Annotated in this window: 19 protein-coding genes; 10 read left to right on the top strand and 9 right to left on the bottom strand. The window is 63.7% G+C overall.

Going from position 1 to position 18490, the window contains the following annotated elements; translation table 11 throughout:
• From MTX23_RS29180 to MTX23_RS29170, 3 genes are read left to right on the top strand one after another with little or no spacing between them, the layout of a single operon-like run.
• Positions 1 to 750: an SDR family oxidoreductase gene (locus MTX23_RS29180; protein WP_280973580.1), complete on the top strand. Its 750-nt coding sequence runs from the start codon at positions 1 to 3 to the stop codon at positions 748 to 750.
• Complete coding sequence (locus MTX23_RS29175; RefSeq protein WP_280973579.1) at positions 751 to 1686, top strand: alpha/beta hydrolase; 936 nt, start codon at positions 751 to 753, stop codon at positions 1684 to 1686.
• Positions 1683 to 2876: an acyl-CoA dehydrogenase family protein gene (locus MTX23_RS29170; RefSeq protein ID WP_280973578.1), complete on the top strand. Its 1194-nt coding sequence runs from the start codon at positions 1683 to 1685 to the stop codon at positions 2874 to 2876. The genes MTX23_RS29175 and MTX23_RS29170 overlap by 4 nt, the downstream gene beginning before the upstream one ends.
• A 10-nt stretch (positions 2877 to 2886) precedes the next feature.
• Here MTX23_RS29170 and MTX23_RS29165 read toward each other — a convergent pair whose 3' ends face one another.
• Genes MTX23_RS29165 through MTX23_RS29130 form a run of 8 tightly spaced genes read right to left on the bottom strand, consistent with a single transcriptional unit; the run spans position 2887 to position 11645 of the window.
• Positions 2887 to 3633, bottom strand: a complete 747-nt coding sequence (locus MTX23_RS29165; RefSeq protein ID WP_280973577.1) for an NAD(P)H-dependent oxidoreductase — start codon at positions 3631 to 3633, stop codon at positions 2887 to 2889.
• A gap of 2 nt (positions 3634 to 3635) precedes the next feature.
• Positions 3636 to 4796, bottom strand: a complete 1161-nt coding sequence (locus MTX23_RS29160; RefSeq protein ID WP_280973576.1) for an ABC transporter substrate-binding protein — start codon at positions 4794 to 4796, stop codon at positions 3636 to 3638.
• Positions 4797 to 4830: 34 nt separating this feature from the next.
• Positions 4831 to 5877, bottom strand: coding sequence for a branched-chain amino acid ABC transporter permease (locus MTX23_RS29155; protein WP_280973575.1), 1047 nt, complete (start codon positions 5875 to 5877; stop codon positions 4831 to 4833).
• The gene (locus MTX23_RS29150; RefSeq protein ID WP_280973574.1) at positions 5877 to 6749 is read right to left on the bottom strand and encodes a branched-chain amino acid ABC transporter permease; all 873 of its coding nucleotides are present in this window, start codon (positions 6747 to 6749) and stop codon (positions 5877 to 5879) included. Before MTX23_RS29150 ends, MTX23_RS29155 begins: the two co-directional genes overlap by 1 nt.
• The gene (locus tag MTX23_RS29145; protein WP_280973573.1) at positions 6750 to 8684 is read right to left on the bottom strand and encodes an AMP-binding protein; all 1935 of its coding nucleotides are present in this window, start codon (positions 8682 to 8684) and stop codon (positions 6750 to 6752) included.
• A complete protein-coding gene (locus MTX23_RS29140) occupies positions 8684 to 9478 on the bottom strand; it encodes an ABC transporter ATP-binding protein (protein WP_280973572.1) in 795 nt (264 codons plus the stop codon). The genes MTX23_RS29145 and MTX23_RS29140 overlap by 1 nt, the downstream gene beginning before the upstream one ends.
• A complete protein-coding gene (locus tag MTX23_RS29135; protein ID WP_280973571.1) occupies positions 9475 to 10329 on the bottom strand; it encodes an ABC transporter ATP-binding protein in 855 nt (284 codons plus the stop codon). Before MTX23_RS29135 ends, MTX23_RS29140 begins: the two co-directional genes overlap by 4 nt.
• Before the next feature lie 5 nt (positions 10330 to 10334).
• On the bottom strand, positions 10335 to 11645 hold the full coding sequence (locus MTX23_RS29130) for an FAD-dependent oxidoreductase (protein WP_280973570.1): 1311 nt from the start codon (positions 11643 to 11645) through the stop codon (positions 10335 to 10337).
• 254 nt (positions 11646 to 11899) lie between these two features.
• Here MTX23_RS29130 and MTX23_RS29125 point away from each other — a divergent pair, with 254 nt between their 5' ends.
• Positions 11900 to 12535 carry a TetR/AcrR family transcriptional regulator gene (locus tag MTX23_RS29125; protein ID WP_280973569.1) on the top strand — a complete coding sequence of 212 codons (636 nt, stop codon included), beginning with the start codon at positions 11900 to 11902 and terminating at the stop codon, positions 12533 to 12535.
• Between the two features lie 229 nt (positions 12536 to 12764).
• Here MTX23_RS29125 and MTX23_RS29120 read toward each other — a convergent pair whose 3' ends face one another.
• Complete coding sequence (locus MTX23_RS29120) at positions 12765 to 13055, bottom strand: hypothetical protein (protein ID WP_280973568.1); 291 nt, start codon at positions 13053 to 13055, stop codon at positions 12765 to 12767.
• Positions 13056 to 13470: 415 nt separating this feature from the next.
• On the opposite strand from MTX23_RS29120, the gene MTX23_RS29115 reads away from it, so the two are divergent.
• The 6 genes from MTX23_RS29115 (at position 13471) to MTX23_RS29090 (ending at position 18230) form a co-directional block, all read left to right on the top strand.
• Positions 13471 to 14649, top strand: coding sequence for an NnrS family protein (locus MTX23_RS29115; RefSeq protein WP_280973567.1), 1179 nt, complete (start codon positions 13471 to 13473; stop codon positions 14647 to 14649).
• 39 nt (positions 14650 to 14688) lie between these two features.
• Positions 14689 to 14862, top strand: a complete 174-nt coding sequence (locus MTX23_RS29110) for a hypothetical protein (protein ID WP_280973566.1) — start codon at positions 14689 to 14691, stop codon at positions 14860 to 14862.
• A gap of 1197 nt (positions 14863 to 16059) precedes the next feature.
• Complete coding sequence (locus MTX23_RS29105) at positions 16060 to 16530, top strand: GreA/GreB family elongation factor (protein WP_280973565.1); 471 nt, start codon at positions 16060 to 16062, stop codon at positions 16528 to 16530.
• A 147-nt stretch (positions 16531 to 16677) separates the two neighbouring features.
• On the top strand, positions 16678 to 17163 hold the full coding sequence (locus tag MTX23_RS29100; RefSeq protein WP_280973564.1) for a PTS sugar transporter subunit IIA: 486 nt from the start codon (positions 16678 to 16680) through the stop codon (positions 17161 to 17163).
• Between the two features lie 32 nt (positions 17164 to 17195).
• Positions 17196 to 17618, top strand: a complete 423-nt coding sequence (locus tag MTX23_RS29095) for a GreA/GreB family elongation factor (protein WP_280973563.1) — start codon at positions 17196 to 17198, stop codon at positions 17616 to 17618.
• Positions 17619 to 17819: 201 nt separating this feature from the next.
• Positions 17820 to 18230 carry a GreA/GreB family elongation factor gene (locus tag MTX23_RS29090; RefSeq protein ID WP_280973562.1) on the top strand — a complete coding sequence of 137 codons (411 nt, stop codon included), beginning with the start codon at positions 17820 to 17822 and terminating at the stop codon, positions 18228 to 18230.
• The last annotated feature ends 260 nt before the right edge of the window (positions 18231 to 18490 follow it).

The following is an 18490-nucleotide window of genomic DNA, read 5'->3' as shown; positions in this document are numbered from 1 at the left end:
GTGGCGACCTTGCCATTCGGGCGCCTCGACGGCCGCCGCGCCTTCGTCTCCGGCGGCGCGCGCGGCATTGGAGCTGCGATTGTCCGCAGCTTTGCCGGGGCGGGCGCCAGGGTCGTGATCGCCGACCTCGATGTGGCCGCAGCCTCGGCGCTCGCGCGGGAGACCGGGGCTGACGTCGCGGGACTCGATGTCAGCGATGCCACGGCGGTGCAAGCCGTGATGACGCAGGACGGCCCGTTCGACATCGTCGTCAACAATGCCGGCATCGATCAGCATGCCTTCTTCACCGACACCAGTGCGGACGATTGGGCGCGGCTGATCGCGGTCAACCTCACCTCGGTGCTCGCCTGCACGCATGCTGCGCTGCCGGCGATGCAGGCGGCGCGCTTCGGTCGCATCATCAACGTGACCTCGGAAGCGGCGCGGCTCGGCTCCAAGGGCGGCGCGGTCTATTCCGCGGCCAAGGGCGGCGTGGTCTCCTTCACCCGGAGCATCGCGCGGGAGAATGCGCGGTTTCGCATCACCGCCAACGCGATCGCGCCGGGACCGATCCGCACGCCGATGCTGGAGCAGGCGGTGGCCAAGGGCGGCGACAAGATTCTGCGGGCGATGACTGGCGCGACGCTGCTCGGCCGCCTCGGTGAGCCGGAGGAGGTCGCGGCCGCCGCACTGTTCCTGGCTTCCGACCAGGCGGCCTATATCACCGGCGAGACGCTCGGCGTGTCCGGCGGCATGGGCATCGGCGGCTGAATGGGCAGCGCGGGCGACGATATCGCAATCGATCCGGTCGAACGTGCGATCGAGCGCTTGCGCGCGATCTATCGCGGCTGGAGCCGCGAGACATCGGTGGCGCAGATGCGTAGCGATTGGGACTCGGCCTTTGCCGGTTGCTCGGTGCAGGTGACGTGCCAATCCGTCTCAGCCGGTGGCGTCGACGGTGAATGGCTCGTGCCATCAGACGCACCGCGCGACAAGGCGATCCTCTATTTTCACGGCGGCGGCTTCCGCATCGGTTCGATCGCCTCGCATCGCGACCTGATCGCGCGAATCGCCGATACATCCGGCTGCCGCGTGCTCGCGATCGACTATCGCCTTGCGCCGGAGCATCGCTTTCCGGCCGCGCTGGATGATGCGCTGATTGCCTATCGATATCTGCGCGATCAGGGATTGCGCACGGCGGATATCGCCTTCGCCGGGGACTCGGCCGGTGGCAATCTCGTACTCGGCGCGATGCTGGCGGCGCGCGAGCGAGGCTGGCCGCTCCCCGCCGCTGGCGCGCTGATGTCGGCCTGGACCGATCTCGCCGCGACGGGCGCAAGCTATGAGAACAGGGCCGAGGCCGATCCGATCCACCAGCGCGCGATGATCCTGGCACTGGCGAAGAATTATCTCGGCAAGGATGGCGACCCCCATGATCCGCTCGCGTCGCCGCTTTACGCCGATCTCGCCGGTCTGCCGCCGCTGCTGGTGCACGCGGGCGACCGCGAGACCGTGCGCGACGATTCGACGGAGCTCGCTGCGCGTGCCAAGGCCGCCGGCGTCGACGTCGAGCTGCAGGTCTGGGACGGCATGATCCACGTGTTCCAGCTATTCCCGGAGATTCCGCAGGCGCGAGAGGCGATCGCATCGCTGGCGAATTTCCTGCGCAACCATCTTCACATTGGCCAAGAGAGGGCGCCACAATGAACGTCATGACCTCGGATCCGCGCCAGCTCACCGAATCCGAATTCCACTTCTCGGAGCAGCCCAATCTGCCCGAGGAGCTGCGCATGCTGCGCGAGCAAGTGCGTCGGTTTGTCGAGAAGGAAGTGGTGCCGCATGCCGAGGCGTGGGAGCGCGACGGCAAGATCTCGCGCGAGATCTATCGCCGGATGGGCGCGCTCGGCTTCCTCGGCATGCGCCATGCGGTCGAATATGGCGGCACCGACATGGGGCCGCTGGCCTCGATGGTGTTCGCCGAGGAGCTCGGACGCTCGAGCTTCGGCGGCTTCACCTCGTCGATCCTCGTGCACACCGACATGTCGGCGGTGCACATCAGCTTGCGCGGCACGCCGGAGCAGAAGCGAAAATTTCTGCCCGCGATCGTCCGCGGCGAGACGGTCTGTTCGATCGCGGTGACCGAGCCCGACGCAGGCTCCGACGTCGCCGGCCTGAAGACGCACGCGCGGCGCGACGGCGATCATTGGGTGATCAATGGCGCCAAGATGTTCATCACCAACGCGGTCTATGGCGACATCCTGATCGTCGCTGTGCGCACCGATCCGCATGCCAAGGGCAGTCGCGGCATTTCGTTGTTCATCGTGGAGCGCAACACGCCGGGCATCACGGCGACCAAGCTCGACAAGCATGGCTGGCTCTGCTCGGACACCGCCGAGCTCGGCTTCCAGGACGTGCGGGTGCCGGCGGAGAACCTGCTTGGCGAGGAGAACAAGGGCTTCTATGGCATCATGGAAACCTTCCAGAACGAGCGGATCTGCATCGGCGGCATCTGCGCCGGCGAATCCGCCAAGGCGATCGAGCTGACGACGAACTATGTGAAGGCGCGGCAGGCATTTGGCGGCCCGCTCTGGAACCAGCAGGGCGTGCGGATGAAGCTCGCCCAGCTCGCCGCGAAGGCGGCTGCCGCGCGGGCGCTGGCCTATCATGCCGCCGAGCTCGCTGCGGCCGGGAAGGAATGTCTCCGCGAAGTGTCGATGGTGAAGGCGTTGTCGCCGGAGGTCCTGCACGAGGTGGTGCATGGCTGCCTGCAGCTGCATGGTGGCAGCGGCTTCATGCGCGGCACCCCGATCGAGCGCATGGTGCGCGACGCGCGCGTCCTGACGATTGGCGGCGGTGCCACCGAGGTGATGCTGGAAGAAGTTGCCAAGCGAATGTGAGGGCCGATCCTTACGGCGCTGACGGCTTGCCCTGGCCGACCGCCTGCGCGGCGATGCCCGGCTTCAACCGCCAGTCCTCGCCAAAATCCGCCAGCGGATGGAAGAACAGCGGCTCGGTGGTCTCGAGCTGCCGTAGCCGCTCGGTGTAGTCTTCGAGATAGCGATGCCGTGTCGCTTCGTCGACGAAATTCACCGAATACGACACGAAGGGCGGCAGCACCTTGCAGCCGGCATAGGCCAGCATGCCGTTCTGGATCGGCCACAGCACCACGTCGAGTGCGCCGACCAGCCCGTCCGGCGCGCACATTCCGGGATAGGCCGCGGTCGAGGTCACGACCATCGCGCGGCGTCCGGCGAGGCCGCCGGTGTCGTAGCGGCGGCCGCTGCCATAGACGGCGCCGTTGACGAATACCCGATCGATCCAGCCCTTCATGATGGCGGGGACCGAGAACCACCACAGCGGAAACTGCAGGATTAGCAGGTCACACCACAACAGCTTCTCGATCTCGGCCGTGATGTCGCCGCTGAGCGTACCATGTTGCAGATTGTATTTCTGCTCGCGGTCATACTGCAGCCGGTCGGGAAACCGCCGCTCGCCGAAGTCTTCGGCGGTCGCCACCGGGTTGAAGCGCATGGCATAGAGATCGGAGATCCTGACCGTATGCCCGAGCGCGGTGAGCTCCGCCACCGACCGCGCCAGCAGCGCGGTGTTGAACGACTGCGCCTCCTGATGGGCAAAGACGATCAGGACCTTCATCGTTAATCCACCGGCTTGAAGCTGAGCGTGGCCGTATCGGCCTGCATGATCTGCAGCTTCTGGTTGGAGAAGCAGACGCCGGGGCCGAAGCTGATCGGCGCCATCACCCCGGTTTCGACATTCTTGGTGTTCTCCAGCTCCGAGATGGTGCAGGCCCAGGTCGGTTGCTGGCCGCAGCGCTCGATCGCCGCGATCAACACCTTTGCCGCGGCATAGCCGGTCATGGTGTAGCGGTTGATGCCCTTGAACTCGGCTTCCGACACCAAAGGCTTTGCCTTCTCCAGGAACGCCTTGCCGGCCGCGCCCGCGAACGGCTCGACATAGTCGACCGCATAGATGCCGTCGCCGGCCGGGCCCATCAGCTTCAGCACCGGCTCGATACGGCCGGGCCAGAAGATGCCGGTCACCGGCTTGATACCGAGCTTCTCGATCTCCTTCATCATCGCGATGTTCTCGGCGATGATGCCGCCGGCCAGGAACACCTCGGCGCCGGAATCCTTGAGTTGCAGCATGTCGGACGAGAAGTCCTGCTGGCCTTTCTTGTAATTGCCGCTGTAGACGACGTTCAGCTTCTTGGCCTTGACCACGGAGTCGAAGCCGTCGCGGACCGTGATGCCGTAATCGTCGTCCTGGGTGATCAGGCCCCATTTCTTGCCCGGGTTCTTGTCGGCCAGGAAGTTGACGAGGTGGACGATGCCCTCCTCGTAGGATTGCCCGATCACGAACACGTTCTTGCGTGGCGGCTCCCAGAGGTGCTTGACCGGAGCGACGTCGATCACGGTCGGGATGCCCGACTTCTCCAGCACCGGCATCACAGCGATCGACTGGCCCGAGCCGGAGATGCCGATCATCGCAAAGACCTTGTCGACGTAGATCACCTTCTTGACGCCCTGGATGGTGCGCGCGGTGACGTAGCCGTCGTCTTCCAGCACATATTTGATCTTGCGGCCGTTGATGCCGCCGGCGGCGTTGGCCTCCGCGATCGCGATCTTGTGGCCGATCGAGGCCGCGACGCCCAGCAGCGCCGGCGGACCGGTCAGGGGCTCGACGTCGCCGATCAGGATCTCGGTGTCGGTGATGCCGGGATCGGCGGCGCGAGCCGGGCCGGCGGCAAGACAGGCGGTGGTCAGCAGCAGCGAGGCTGCCGCCAGATGTTTGATCATTGTGTCCTCCTCATGGTGTTGCGTCTTTTTTTGGTTAGTAGCGCAGCGGCCAATGGACCCAGGCCCGCTTGATGTCGTGCCAGGCGCCGACCAGCCCCCTCGGCTGGAAGCGCAGGAACAGGATGATGACGAGGCCGTAGAGCATGCTCTTCAGCTCCTGCGCGCCGGTCGTGAATGCTGCGTCCATCTGCGCGCTGAACAGGCTGAAGATGAGCCTGGTCGCCTCCGGCAACAGCACGATCAGGATGGTACCGAGCACTGCGCCGAGCGCCGAGCCGAGCCCGCCGACGATCAGGATCGCCAGCGCCTCGATCGAGAGCAGGAACGGAAAGCCCTCGACGCTGACGAAGGACAGATAGATTCCGTAGAGCGCGCCGGCGATGCCGGCGATGAAGGCCGAGGTGACGAAGGCGAACAGCTTGTAAGCGTGCAGATTGATGCCCATGACGCGGGCCGCGGTATCGTTATCCCTGATCGCGACGAAGGCACGGCCCACCCGGCTGCGGCGGATGTTGAGCGTTGCAAGCAGCGTCAGCGCCGCGATTGCAAGGCAGAGATAGGTGAAGGCGGCATCGCTATCGAAGCTGATGCCGAAGATTTCAGGCCGCTGTATCTGAATGCCGCGGGCGCCATTGGTGAGCCAGCGCATCTCCAGGATCACGGTGTTGATGATGAAGGAGAAGGCGAGCGTGGTGATCGCGAGATAGAGCCCTTTCAGCCGCAGCGACGGCGCGCCCACGATCAGGCTCGCCAGCGCCGGCACCACGCCGGCGCCGAGGAAGCCGACCAGCGGTGGCATCTGATATTTGGACACCAGCACCGCATAGGCATAGGCGCCGGTGACGAGGAAGCCGACATGGCCGAGCGAGATCAGGCCAGTGTAGCCGGTCAGGATGTTGAGCCCGAGCGCGCCGGTCACCGTGATCAGGATGATCATCAGGAACGACAGCGCGTAGGAGTTCAGCAGGTAAGGCGCCGCGATCAGCGCCAGCAGCAGCACCGCCGACCACAGCCACACCGGCGGGGAATCGATCAGCGCAACCAGTTCGCCATAGGTCTGCTTGTAATCGCCGGTGCGCATCAGACCCTCTCGATGTCGCGTTCGCCGAAGATGCCGAACGGGCGGATCATCAGCACCACGATGATCATGGCAAAGCCCGCGACCTCCTTCATGCCGGAGCCGAGATAGCCGCCGGCCAGGTTTTCGGTGATGCCGATCAGGAGGCCGCCGAGGCCGGAGCCCGGCACGGCGTCGAGGCCGCCCAAGATCGTGGCCGGAAACGCCTTCAGCCCAAGCTGAAACATCGCCGGCGACAGATCGTAGGACAGCGCGAAGAACACGCCGCCGATGCCGGCGATCACGGAGGACGCGGCCCACGCCAGCGCGTGCACCTTGGTTGCGCTGATGCCCATCAGGAGCGCGGTGCGGTCGTCGGCCGCGACCGCGCGCATCGCGACGCCGACCTTGCTGTAGCGGAAGAACGCCCAGATCGCGGCGAGCAGCACCAGCAGCGTCGCGATCACGGCAACCTGCCCGGTGCGCACGCCGATGCCCCCGAGATGCACGATGCCGCGGCCCATGCCGATATCGAGACCGTGCGGGTAGGCGTCCCAGATGAAGTTGATCGCCGAGCGCAGGATCACGGCGAGCCCGATCGTGACCATCACGGTCGCGAACACCGGCTCGCCAAGCATCGGCCGCATCACCAGCCGCTCGATGACGAGGCCGAGTACGACCGCAGCGAGGATGGCGCCTATTGCGACGACAAACACATTGCCGTTGACCGTGGACGAGATGGTCCAGGCGATATAGGCGGTGATCATGGTCATCTCGCCCTGCGCGAAATTGACCAGACCGGTCGACTTGTAGATCACCGCAAAGCCCATCGCGATCAGGCCGTAGATCGCGCCGATCGCAAGTCCGGAGATCAAGAGCTGGATGAAATACTGCATTCAGCCCTCCGTCTGGTAGATGATGGCGAGCTCGCGCGCGAACTTCTTCTCGATCATGGCGCGGCGTACCTTCTGCGTCGCGGTCAGCTCACCATCGTCGTGGTCGAGCTCCTTCTCGAGGATGGCGAAGCGCCTGATGTTCTCGACCCGGGCGAACCGCTTGTTGGTCTCGCCCACGATCCGCTCGACCAGCTCGTGCACCTCCGGCAGCTGCGACAGCGACTTGTAGTTGGTATAGGCCAGCGCGCGGTCGCGCGCCCAGCGGCCGACATTGTCGTAATCGACCTGGATGATGGCGCCGAGATACTTCTTGGCCTCGCCGACGACGATCGCTTCCTTGATGAACTCGGAATCCTTCAGTGCGTTCTCGATCTCCGATGGCGCGATGTTCTTGCCGCCGGCGGTGATGATGATCGCCTTCTTGCGGTCGACCACGGCGATCTCGCCATTGTCGAGGATGTCGATGATGTCGCCGGTGCGCAGCCAGCCACCTTGTTCCAGCGAAGCGGTCGAGGCCTTCTCGTCGAGGAAGTAACCTTTGAAGACGCCGGGGTTGCGCAGCAGGATCTCGCCGTCGGCATCGCACTTCCATTCGGTCCGCGGCAAGGGCACGCCGCAACCGCCGATCCGGTGATGGTCTGCGGTCTGGATGAAAGCGACGCCACCGCTCTCGGTCAGCCCATAGCCCTGCGACACTGGCCGGCCGATGATGTCGAAGAAGCGCAACGTCTCCGGCGAGATCGAGGCGCCGGCACACAGCCGATGCCGGCTGTAGGCGAAACCGAGATGACGCTGCAAATTGCGGAACATCAGGAGATAGAGCAGGCCGAACGCGGCGCGATCGAGCCGCCCGTCCTTGCCGGCCTGCCGACGGTCGGACAGCGTACGGCCCCAGGCAAGGCACGCTCTTGTAAAACTCTGCCGCAGCCTGCCGCTTTCACCGAGGCGGAACAGGAAGCCCTGCTGCAATTTTTCGTAGATGCGCGGCACGCCGACGAAGAAGGTCGGCGCGATCTCGCGGATGTTGATCGCGACCGTGTCGATCGATTCGGCAAAGGAGACGGTGCCGCCGAGCACGAGATGCGTCACCGTGCCGTAGCAGCGCTCGGCGACGTGACACAACGGCAAATAGCTCACCGCCTCGAACGGCTTATCGGCGATCCCTACGGTTTTGGCATAGGCATAGGCGGCGTAGACGAGATTGCGATGGGTCAGCATCGCACCCTTCGGCGGGCCCGTCGTGCCCGACGTGTAGACCAGGATGCAGACATCGTCGGGCGCACCCTGGCTGATCAGGCGGTCGAGGGTGGCGTTGGCCTCCGGGTTCTCTCTCGCATATGTCGTGCCGCGCTCGCATAGCGCCGCGAACGACATCAGTTCCGACTGGCGATAGTGCCGCAGCCCCTTCATGTCGATGCAGACAATGGCCTCAAGATCGGGCAGGCCGCCATTGTTGGCCATCGCGTCGAGCACCTTGTCGGTCTGCTCCTGGTCGCCGGTGACGACAATTCGGGCGCCCGAATGTTTGACGATATATTGCAGCTCGACCCAGGGATTGGTCGGATAGATGCCGACCGCAACCGCGCCGATCATCTGGGTGCCGAGATCGGCGTAGAACCATTCCGGCGCGTTCTCGCCGGCGATGGCGACACGGTCACCGGGCTTGATGCCGAGCGAGAGCAGGCCCAGCGCGACCGCGCGCGCCGTTTCGTAATAGTGCCGCCAGGAATAGGGATTCCAGATGCCGTAGTCCTTCTCGCGCAGCGCCAGCGCCTCGCCATGCATGGCGGCGCGCTGCCGCAGCAATTGCGGGATGGTGATGGCGGCGTCCTCGAGCGCCGCCTGGAACGCATCGGCGCCCGCCGCAGGCGCACTGCGCGGGGCACTGGCCTGCAACGGCGGATGAACGGTGCGAAAACTGTCCAGCGTCGACATCACGCGCCTGCCTTCGCCATCGCTTCAGTGCGCTGGCCGCCGAGATAGGCCTCCGCGACCGCGGGATCGCGCCTGATCTCGTCGGGCGTGCCTTCGGCGATCTTGCGACCGAAATTGAGCACATGGATGCGATCGGAGATGTCCATCACGATGCGCATCTCGTGCTCGATCATCAAGACGGTAATGCCGAGCTCGTCGCGGATGTCGAGCACGAAGCGCGCGATGTCCTCGGTCTCCTCCTGGTTCATGCCGGAGACCATCTCGTCGAGCAGCAGCAGTTTCGGTTCGCAGGCGAGCGCGCGGCCGAGTTCGACGCGCTTCTGCTGGCCATAGGACAGCGTGCCGACCACGGCATCCCTGATATGCTCGATCTCAAGGAATTCGATGATGTGTTCGACGCGTTGCCGGGCCGCGATCTCTTCCTTGCGGGTGCGGCCGAAGAACACCACGGCGTCGAGCACGGTCGAGCGCAGATGGGGGTGGCGGCCGGTCAGGATGTTCTCGACCACGGTGCCGTGCTTGAACAGCGCGAGATTCTGGAAAGTGCGGCCGATGCCGACGGCGGCGAACTTCCAGGGCGAAATGGTCGCAAGGTCGATGCCGTCGAAGGTGATGCGGCCTGCGCTCGGCCGCAGCACGCCCGAGATCATGTTGAACAGCGTGGTCTTGCCGGCGCCGTTCGGGCCGATCACGCTGCAGATCTCGCCAGGGGCGACCCGCAGGCTGACATCGGCGACCGCCTGCAGGCCGCCGAAGCTTTTTGACAGGTTCTCGATCGCAAGCAGCGCGGTCACGACAGCCACCGCTTGCGGCGCTTGTAATGCTTGACGTCGCGCAGGCTCTTGCGTCCCGTAGAGGAGACACCGAGATAGAATTCCTGGACGTCCTCGTTGGCCGTCAGCTTTCTTGCCGTGCCGTCGAGCACCACGCGGCCGGTCTCCAGGATGTAGCCGTAGTCGGCGATGTCGAGCGCGCGCTGCGCGTTCTGCTCGACCAAGAGCACCGTCATCTTCAGCTCGTCGCGCAGGCGGACGATCACCTCATAGATGCGGTCGATGATCAGCGGTGCGAGGCCCAGCGACGGCTCGTCGAGCGCCAGCAGAACGGGATCGGTCATCAGCGCGCGGCCGATCGCGAGCATCTGCTGCTCGCCGCCGGACATGTAGCCCGCGATCTGGTCGCGCCGCTCATGAAGGCGTGGAAACAGCGCGAACACCTTGTCGCGGCGCTCGCGCGCCTCGGCGCCGGTCCTGGTGTAGCCGCCCATCTGCAAATTCTCGTCGATGGTCAGCGCCGCGAACACGCGGCGGCCCTCCGGCACCTGCACGATGCCGCGGCGGACCAGCTCGTCGGGCGCGAGGCGATGCACCTCGTCATTGCGGAAATGGATGCTGCCGTTCTCGATCACGCCTTCCTCGGTGTAGAGGATGCCGGACATCGCCTTCAGCAGCGTCGACTTGCCGGCACCGTTGGAGCCGAGCAGGGCGACGATGCTGCCTTCGGGCACTGCGATCGAGACATCGCGGATCGCCTCGATCGCGTTGTCGTAGACGATCCGGATGTTGCGGAATTCGAGCAGGGCATCCGGCGCTGGCGTGGCCTGTGGCGTTGCCTGCGGCGTCGGATGCGGGATGGTCGTCGGCATCGCGTTCAGACCCGGCCGGCTGAGCGACGCGGCCGCGCGGCGAGGATCGCATCGGTGACGATCTTGGCGGTCTCGGCGCAAGCTTGGGTGCCGCCATTGCCATATTTCTTCACCGCGTCACCGACGCACCACAGGCCCACGACACCGGTTTCGCGCGGCAGATCGTAGCCGGCGCAGCTGCGTTGCGCCGGCCAGTCGTCGCGCATCACTCGGATCGACAGGATCCTCGCCTGGTCGAAATTCGCGAATTGCTCGCGTAGATCCTCGAGCGCGAGCGCGACCTCACCATCGGAGTCGAAATCGCCGAGTGCCGGCACCGGCACGGCATAGGCGACATAGAGGTGCCAACCAGGTGGTGCGAGCTCCGGACAGGTGGCGCTGAGGTTCGCCATGTTGCAGAGCCGGCGCGTCTTGCCGAAGGTGACGATGCCGGGATGATTGATCAGCGGCTCACGGCTCGCGACATTGATGACGATATTGGCGGCCGGGCGCAGGTCGTTCTTGACCTTCGCGATGTAGTCCGCCGGAAATGCCGCGCTGCCGGCCAGCGCGACGGTGGCCTTCGGTCCCGCATTGCTGATGACGAGATCGGTGTCGATCCGCATCTTCTCGCCGTTGCGCAGCACGGTGACGCCTTCGACCTTGCCATTCGAGGTGTGGATCGTCGTCGCCGGCGTGCCGAGCCAGATGTCGCCATTGCGTCTGATCGCGCTGCCGAGGCTGTTCCAGACGCCGATCGTGCCCTGCGGGCAGAAGCCGAACTTCTTGAAGGCGCCCTTGCTGGTGAAATAGGTGAGGAAGGCGCGCGCCGGAAGCTCTGCGGCGTTGCAGGCGAAGATCGCCGCGCAGAGGTTGCGGAACAGCGCGTGCACCGTGGCGTTGCTGGTGTAGCCCTTGAGCCAGTCCTCGGTCGATTGCCGCCCGTCGGGCAGGTTGCCGGAGCGGGCGTCGGCGAATTTCTCCAGGATGCGCGAGGCCTGCTTGGTCAGTTGGCCGAGCAGCAGCGACCAGCCGCCGCGGCCGACATCGATCACCTTGCCGTCGATGAAGAACGAGCTCGCGGGCTCCGGCGCCCGGATATCGAGCGGCGCGCCGACAGTGTGGAAGGTCTCCTCGAACACCCCGCCGAACTCGACCGCGATCGCGCCGATATTGACCTTGAAGCCGTCGATCTCCTCGGTCGAGGCGCGGCCGCCGAGCCGGTCCTTGCCGTCGACGACGAGCGTATGCAGCCCGCCATGGGCGAGACGCGCCGCGGCGCACAGCCCGCCGGCGCCGGCTCCGATCACGACAGCATCGACCTTATGAGCATCCACGCGCAGCCTCCCTCAATGCCGCCGGGTTGTTGGTCCCGGCATGCGCAATCCACTTGCTTGATGACGGTCACGATAATATAATCCGACCGGTCGTTCAAATTATTTTTTGACGCAGGTCGCCCGTCATCACGAGCGATGGAAGAGTTCTGGTGGATGGTGCCCGCAAAGGGGAGGAGAGCGCAGGGCGGCGGTAGTATAGAGGGACGGAAGTCGCCCGATTCCGGCGGCGCCGATGGTGCACGAGAGAGACGGTAATGGCGCGGACGCGCTCAGAGAATTACGACGAGATCCAGCGGGGCATTCTCACCACCGCCTGCGGCCTGTTCGCGCGGCAGGGCTATATGCGTGCCTCGATTGCGGACCTTGCGGATGCTTGCAAGCTGTCGCGCGGCGCGCTGTACCATTATTTCGAGTCCAAGGAGGCGATCCTATTCGCGATCCTCGATGCGCACATTCACGAGATGATCGCGGATGTCGAGGTATCGATGGCTGGCAAGGCGACAACGTTGGAGCAGTTCCGCGCCGCCATCCAGGCCATCGTCGCGCTCAATGCGCGCTCCAGCGACGAGCAGCGGGTAATCTTGAATGACCTGTCGTTCCTGGGGGAGACCGAGCAGGATGCTATCAAGGCGCTGGAGCGCCAGCTGGTCGACGTGATCTCGGACCTTCTGATCCGACTCGATAAGGAAGGCAAGGTCGTGAAGCGGACCAAGAAGGTCTACAGCATGATGCTGTTCGGCATCCTGAACTTCAGCCACACCTGGTACGATCCGAAGGGTGGAGTCGATCCGAAAGAGTTCGCCGATATGGTGGTGGACCTGTTTCTCTATGGATTCACAGCGCCGGCTTCTACCAACGGAGGGATGCAAGCGCACCGCCAGCGCGCGTAGCGCTGACAGGTGCGGTCGGTGTGAGGCTCCCGAATCGAGAGAGCGCAGCGGCGTGATCCAGATTCCGCGTGGCCAAGTTGATTGGGTTCCAACCGTCACGCGCTCCAACGGTGGATATCGATGTCGCACAATCGGCGACGTGACCGATCCCGACGGAATAGGTCCTGAGGGTCGGATGCGCCTTCCGGGGACAGGCGAAAAACCTCGTGAGAGCTTTTCGCCTGAGTTCCTAATCCGCCGACAGCGGCTCACCGGTCAGAGACCAACTCGTTCCATCGAACGTCGCGATCCGGAGCGTCTTGAATGGCGTGTAGTCGCCGGGCCTAGTGCTGATCGAGATGCCCGGGAGCATCATCGGCAGCCGTTCGCCGTTGAGGGAGGTGGCCTGCTTGATCAGATTCTCGCGGGTCAGTTGATCGCCGCATTTGCGCAAGGCCAGCGTCACAGCGTGGACGTTCATATAGGCGACCAGAACGGAGTAGTCATCCGGATTTGCTGAAGGGGCGTCGTCGCCGTTCATTCGCGGGTGCATTTGCGCGACAATATCACCGGGCAAAACAGCAGAATTACCCTCGTGTTTCCCGGCGAGATGAGCAATATACAGAACGCCCTTTCGGTTTTAACGCCGTTGGGAGCGGCCCTGATAGGGTTATCCGTGGGGGCCTCGATCGATTGGTGCACGGCAAGCGGAGAGCGCCGCAGCAAAACGGTTCTTCGTTGCGAGTAAAGGACCGGGACTTGTCGGACGGAGGAGGCTCTACGACCTGTCGAGGCCACACATTCGCTTACGAGCCGTTCCGCTGCCCCCTCTTGCTTATCTTCGCGAGTGCCCGGCCGTTGTAGCAAGATTTTTGCATGGAATTGTCAATTCAATTCGTTTGCGTGACCGCACCACCTTTGCCGTAGCGCGAACAGGGTGAAATGGAGAACACCTGATGGGAACGACGACAACGGTGTCTGCGTATGTGGGGCCAACGCTGTTCTCCTACGGATTCAGACCGTTCTTCCTGTTTGGCGCGATCCTGGCCGGTGTCGCGATCCCGCTGTGGCTCGCCGTCTTTGCCGGTAACGTCTCGTTGCCGACGGCCTTGGCGCCGCTCGACTGGCACGTGCACGAAATGCTGTTCGGCTACGTCGGTGCGGTGATCGCCGGCTTTCTGCTGACCGCGATACCGAACTGGACGGAACGATCGCCAATCCGGGGAACGAGACTGGCCGCCCTGTTCTCGATATGGCTGGCGGGGCGCCTTGCCGTGAGCTTTTCCGGAACGATCGGATGGCGCGCGGCAATGACGGTGGATGCGCTATTTCTGTTGCTTCTCGCCGCCACCGCCATGCGTGAGATCGTGGCGGGGCGCAAGTGGGGCAATCTGACGGTCGTGGCCGTCGTCATCCTGCTCGCAGCCGCCAACGTCGCCTTCCATGTGGAGGCGCACTTGGAAGGCATCGCGGAGTACTCGGCGCGCGCCGGAATTGCCCTCGTGGTGACGCTGATCGGCGTCATCGGCGGTCGCATCGTGCCGAGCTTCACCCGCAACTGGCTCGCGCGCCGAGCGGAGGGACGGATGCCGGCCCCATTTGGTCGGTTCGACGCCGTCGCAATGGTGGCAGGTGTTGTGACGCTTGGCATTTGGGTCGTTGCGCCGGAGGGCCGCGTTGCCGCCTTGGCGCTTTGCTGCGCAGGCGGGCTGCATCTCGTCCGCCTCGCGCGATGGGCCGGTGAGCGGACGCTTCCGGAGCGCCTTGTGCTGATCCTTCACGTCGCCTACGCGTTTGTTCCGGTCGGATATTTCCTTGCCGCTTTGTCGGCGTTCGATCTGATCGCACCCGGCGCCGGTGTTCACGCTTGGACCGCGGGGGCCATAGGAACGATGACGATCGCGGTCATGACGCGAGCGTCCCTTGGACACACCGGCCAGCCGCTGGCGGCCTCGCGTTCAACCCAGGCGCTCTACCTTGCCGTTGTAACGGCAGCACTAGCGCGCGTCTGCGCCTCACTCGAGCCTTCGCATGCTGGCGTCTTGCTGCCGGTGGCAGGAACGGCCTGGACGATCGCGTTTCTCGGCTTCGCGCTGACTTATGCGCGTCTCCTCTGCACCGTGCGCAGCCGGTGACGAGGCGACCATGATCGGCGGGCCCTCTCGAGCTGGACCATGAGCTACTACGCGATCGCGACCGTTCGGCTGGTCGGGGCTGAAGCGCTGATAGCGGCTGGCTTCGGTTTTCCTGCCGCCGATACGCTGGTCGTGTTTCATGTGGTCGGCATCGGTTGGCTCGGCATGACGATGTATGACGCCTTGTTCCAGTTCGTTCTAAAAACGACCTAACTTGGTACGCGAGAGCCTTGCCACGCACGCAGCTGTACTCCTGAATGAGCAATCTTAAAGAGCAGCCGGGGCGTGGCCGCTGGATTGATTTGCTCCGCCACCGTCCTTGTTGTCGCGACAGGGTTGGTACGAGCCGAGGGGGCCGCGCCCGCACCCCACTTGGATCAGTACGGTTTGTCGCAGTTGATTGAAGTGTGAAGGCTTTGTCACTAGATGTTGGCCATGCTTCAACGACGCTACATTGCCGTTTTCAAGAGACGACCTTCGACCTGTCGAGGGCATCGAACCAACTCCCCGTTCCGAGAGGTATGATCGATATCCCGAGCGCTGGATCGTGTCGGTATGAGCGCCAGGTGGTGCGAGGTGTAAGGAATGATGCTGATTTGCGCCGGAGCGGTACTCTTGGCTTGGGTGGCCTTCATTTGGTTCATCGACCCTGATGACGTTCAGAAGCACACGCATCGCTCGTCAACGTCAGGCATCCGCTAGGAATGGCGGTCAGGAGGAGGGGAAAGGTCGATGATAACTGGTTGGCAGTGCCACGTCGCCCGCGCTCTCGTCGAGGGTGCACGACCGCTACTTGCAAAACGATCCGGCGTGGATCTCTCGGTCATAGAGCGCTTCGAGACTATCGTCGGGCTTCAGGAACCGCTTGAGATCGACGCGATCGTGCATGCATGAGAGAAGCTCGGGACAGTGTTCAGCTCCGAGAGCGGCTCAGGTTGCGGCGTGCGGTTGAAGTTCAATAATGCACCGGGGCAGATTGCGCCTCTTGAATGTGAGGCTGGTATTGTTGCGAATGATCGTGTCCCATGAATTGGGTGCAACAAATCCTATGTGATACGTCGCTCGTCTGCTGAGCGATGCGGCAGATCACGGATGTACTGACTGCCGTAACGTCCCGCCAGCGATGGCGGGACGTTTTCATTCCCCCACCCGACGAAAAGGGGGACCCTCGGGTCTGTTGCGCGGTTTCGCCGCAATGCCTCGTCCAGGAAAGAGACTATAGTTTGCCCATCATGGTCCAAGTCTTCTTGGTTGATCCGCGCACGGCGCGATTGTGCTTGCACGCCGGGCGGCTGCGGACGGGCATTTAGCCGGACGGCCAAAGCGCCGTCTGGAGTCTCATTGCCATCGCGATTTTGCCCAAGGCTCCCCTGCCGAAGCCCGGTTTTCGCGTGAACTGGAGGAGATGCCATGTTGCCCTTGCCGAAAATCACGATAACCGCGTCCGATTATCCCCGTCTGGAACACATCGCTCGAGTTGCCAGCCGCCAAGGGAACGCGGATGCGACGTTCCTGATGGGCGAGATCGACCGGGCGGAGATCGTTCCTGGCGATGCTCGCGATATCGAGACGGTCGTTACGATCGAGTCCTGGGTGACGTATTGGATGAACTGGCCCGGCCCGCGAAACACCGTGCAGTTGGTCTGGCCCGAAGAGCGGACATCCGATCCTGCCCAAATCTCGGTCCTGTCCCCGCTCGGAGCCGCGTTGATCGGCCTGCGGGTCGGCGACCAGATGCCGTACTTTGTCGCCGGATGCATGAACGTCGTCAGGGTTGAGAGCGTAGGTCGACCGGAGCCAATCCTCGGGAAGCTCTTTCGGAAGCCCGGCTGCGCCAACGATCAGCCGGCCGACGACGATCCCGGGCCGACGGCGGCGTAAATTGTCGGCTCCAAATCTCTCGGCAGCCGGATCTCATTGGACGTAAAGCGTCCGGTTTCATTCACCTTGGACACGAACGGGCGACGTGACGCGCGTTCGCATGTCTCGCTGGCGTCGGGGAGGGCGCTCGTGTTGGCTCATCATCTGTTGACCGAGGACGACGTCGTTCTGGGCGTGGGGGCATCGGACAAGGCTTCGGCGCTCGCCAAACTCGCATCGTTGGGTGAGGCGCGCACCGGCTGCGACGCCGCACTTCTTCGCCAGGCGTTCACGCGCCGGGAGAAGCTTGGATCCTCCGGCTTTGGCGGTGGGGTTGCGATTCCGCACGCCTTGGTGGACGGTCGCGCGGCGCCGGCGACGCTTTTGGTTCGACTAAAGACGTCGATCGAATTCGACGCGCTCGACGGTCTTCCCGTCGACATTCTCTACGCGTTGATCTGGCCGCGTGACGATCTCCTGGGCTTTCTCCCGACGCTGGCCGCGGCCTGCCGGGCATTGCGATCTGAGCGGTTGCGGCGCCACATCCGGGCAGCGACGACGCCTGCCGCCGTTTTGGCTTGTTTTGCCACGGCTGCCGGTCGGCGGGGAGCTCCCCCACGAACCGCAAAGGAGGCGGCATCCGCCTCCGGCTGAGACAATGCCGTGCACAGAGAAGGAGCGCATTCGTGTTGCCGCTGCCAGCCGTCGTCTTAACCGCATCCGATTATTCCCGCCTTGAGAAACTCGCGCGCGTTGCAGCACGGCAGGGGAGCATCGACGCAATGTTTCTGCTCATGGAGATTGACCGCGCAACGATCGTCCCGGACGACACTCCCGGCATCGAGTCCGTCGCAATGGTTGGGTCGTGGGTCACGTGCAGCGCGAACTGGAGCGTTCCCCGAAAGACGGTTGAACTGGCGTGGCCGGAAGACGGCACTTCCGACCTGGATCGGATTTCCGTCCTTTCACGGTTGGGCGCGGCCCTGATCGGTCTCCGGGCTGGAGACCAGATGCCATATTTCGCTGCGGGCTACATGAACGTCGTCAGGATAGAGAGCGTCAATCGATCGGAACCGAAATGGCCAGCAGTTGCGCTCCGCCGACGATGAACTAATCGAGCCCCCGCCTCACGACAAAGGAGCCGAGGCTCGCGACTGCTCGTTCGGTGATTTCAAACGTTCGAATGTCGTTCCGCGCGCGATCAGAACCGCTAGCAGCGCCCTCTTTGTAGTTATTAGGCAGCCAGGAAGAATCAATGCCCCGATCGATGACGATCCGGGCCTAACCGCAGCCCTGAAAGGAGCCCTAACATGGTCGACAAGGAGCCACACAGCGTTTCCATAAACCCGCCGTCCATCCTGCTCACAACGGACGAAGCGAACCAGCTCAGTTCGCTAGCGAATAGTGGCCGACGATTGTTTCCGCGTGTCGCGCACTTCCTCGAGAGTGAACTCGATCGTGGAGACGTGGAGCCGGATGATGCTGACCTGCCTGATGTCGTCAAGATGGGATCGCACGTCCGCTACCGCGACAACAGGACCGGGCAGGTCAGGGGCCTCGTGCTGGTGTACCCGCACGAGGCCGATGTCGAGGGCCGGCGAATCTCGGTGCTCACCCTGGTCGGAGCGGCTTTGATCGGCATGTCGGCCGGTCAGACGATGGAGTTCAAGATGCCCGACGAACAGACGCGCTTGGTCACGGTCTTGGCAGCGACGAACTGAAGGAGTTTTGCGATGCGTCCTGTTTCAAATAGAGATGCGGCCGTCTCCGCGATCGCTCTTGCCATCGTTATGTTTGGAGTGCCCGTCCTTGTCAGTTTGTTCGTCTCTTGAACTCTTAGCCGGCGCGCTGCGGCGTGCTGGCTCGCAACAGGAGGGTACAGTGGTTGACATATCCAACGCTGGATTCGTGGCAATCGTTGTTGCGGTTGGTTTGATCGGCATTGTATTGTGCGTGGCGTTGCTGGCACGGGTCATCGTGT

The sequence above is a fragment of the Bradyrhizobium sp. ISRA436 genome, from assembly GCF_029910015.1.
In the GTDB taxonomy this organism is placed as follows: Bacteria; Pseudomonadota; Alphaproteobacteria; order Rhizobiales; family Xanthobacteraceae; genus Bradyrhizobium.
The sequence above is the reverse complement of the archived record's forward strand: the minus strand, read 5'-3'. Positions and strand labels throughout refer to the sequence as shown.

Coding starts and splice junctions, on each gene's coding strand:
- MTX23_RS29115 (WP_280973567.1), top strand. CDS start 13,471: ATGGGAACGACGACAACGGTGTCTGCGTATGTGGGGCCAACGCTGTTC.
- MTX23_RS29105 (WP_280973565.1), top strand. CDS start 16,060: ATGTTGCCCTTGCCGAAAATCACGATAACCGCGTCCGATTATCCCCGT.
- MTX23_RS29135 (WP_280973571.1), bottom strand. CDS start 10,329: ATGCCGACGACCATCCCGCATCCGACGCCGCAGGCAACGCCACAGGCC.
- MTX23_RS29125 (WP_280973569.1), top strand. CDS start 11,900: ATGGCGCGGACGCGCTCAGAGAATTACGACGAGATCCAGCGGGGCATT.
- MTX23_RS29175 (WP_280973579.1), top strand. CDS start 751: ATGGGCAGCGCGGGCGACGATATCGCAATCGATCCGGTCGAACGTGCG.
- MTX23_RS29090 (WP_280973562.1), top strand. CDS start 17,820: ATGGTCGACAAGGAGCCACACAGCGTTTCCATAAACCCGCCGTCCATC.
- MTX23_RS29155 (WP_280973575.1), bottom strand. CDS start 5,877: ATGCGCACCGGCGATTACAAGCAGACCTATGGCGAACTGGTTGCGCTG.
- MTX23_RS29110 (WP_280973566.1), top strand. CDS start 14,689: ATGAGCTACTACGCGATCGCGACCGTTCGGCTGGTCGGGGCTGAAGCG.
- MTX23_RS29150 (WP_280973574.1), bottom strand. CDS start 6,749: ATGCAGTATTTCATCCAGCTCTTGATCTCCGGACTTGCGATCGGCGCG.
- MTX23_RS29120 (WP_280973568.1), bottom strand. CDS start 13,055: ATGAACGGCGACGACGCCCCTTCAGCAAATCCGGATGACTACTCCGTT.
- MTX23_RS29145 (WP_280973573.1), bottom strand. CDS start 8,684: ATGTCGACGCTGGACAGTTTTCGCACCGTTCATCCGCCGTTGCAGGCC.
- MTX23_RS29165 (WP_280973577.1), bottom strand. CDS start 3,633: ATGAAGGTCCTGATCGTCTTTGCCCATCAGGAGGCGCAGTCGTTCAAC.
- MTX23_RS29170 (WP_280973578.1), top strand. CDS start 1,683: ATGAACGTCATGACCTCGGATCCGCGCCAGCTCACCGAATCCGAATTC.
- MTX23_RS29160 (WP_280973576.1), bottom strand. CDS start 4,796: ATGATCAAACATCTGGCGGCAGCCTCGCTGCTGCTGACCACCGCCTGT.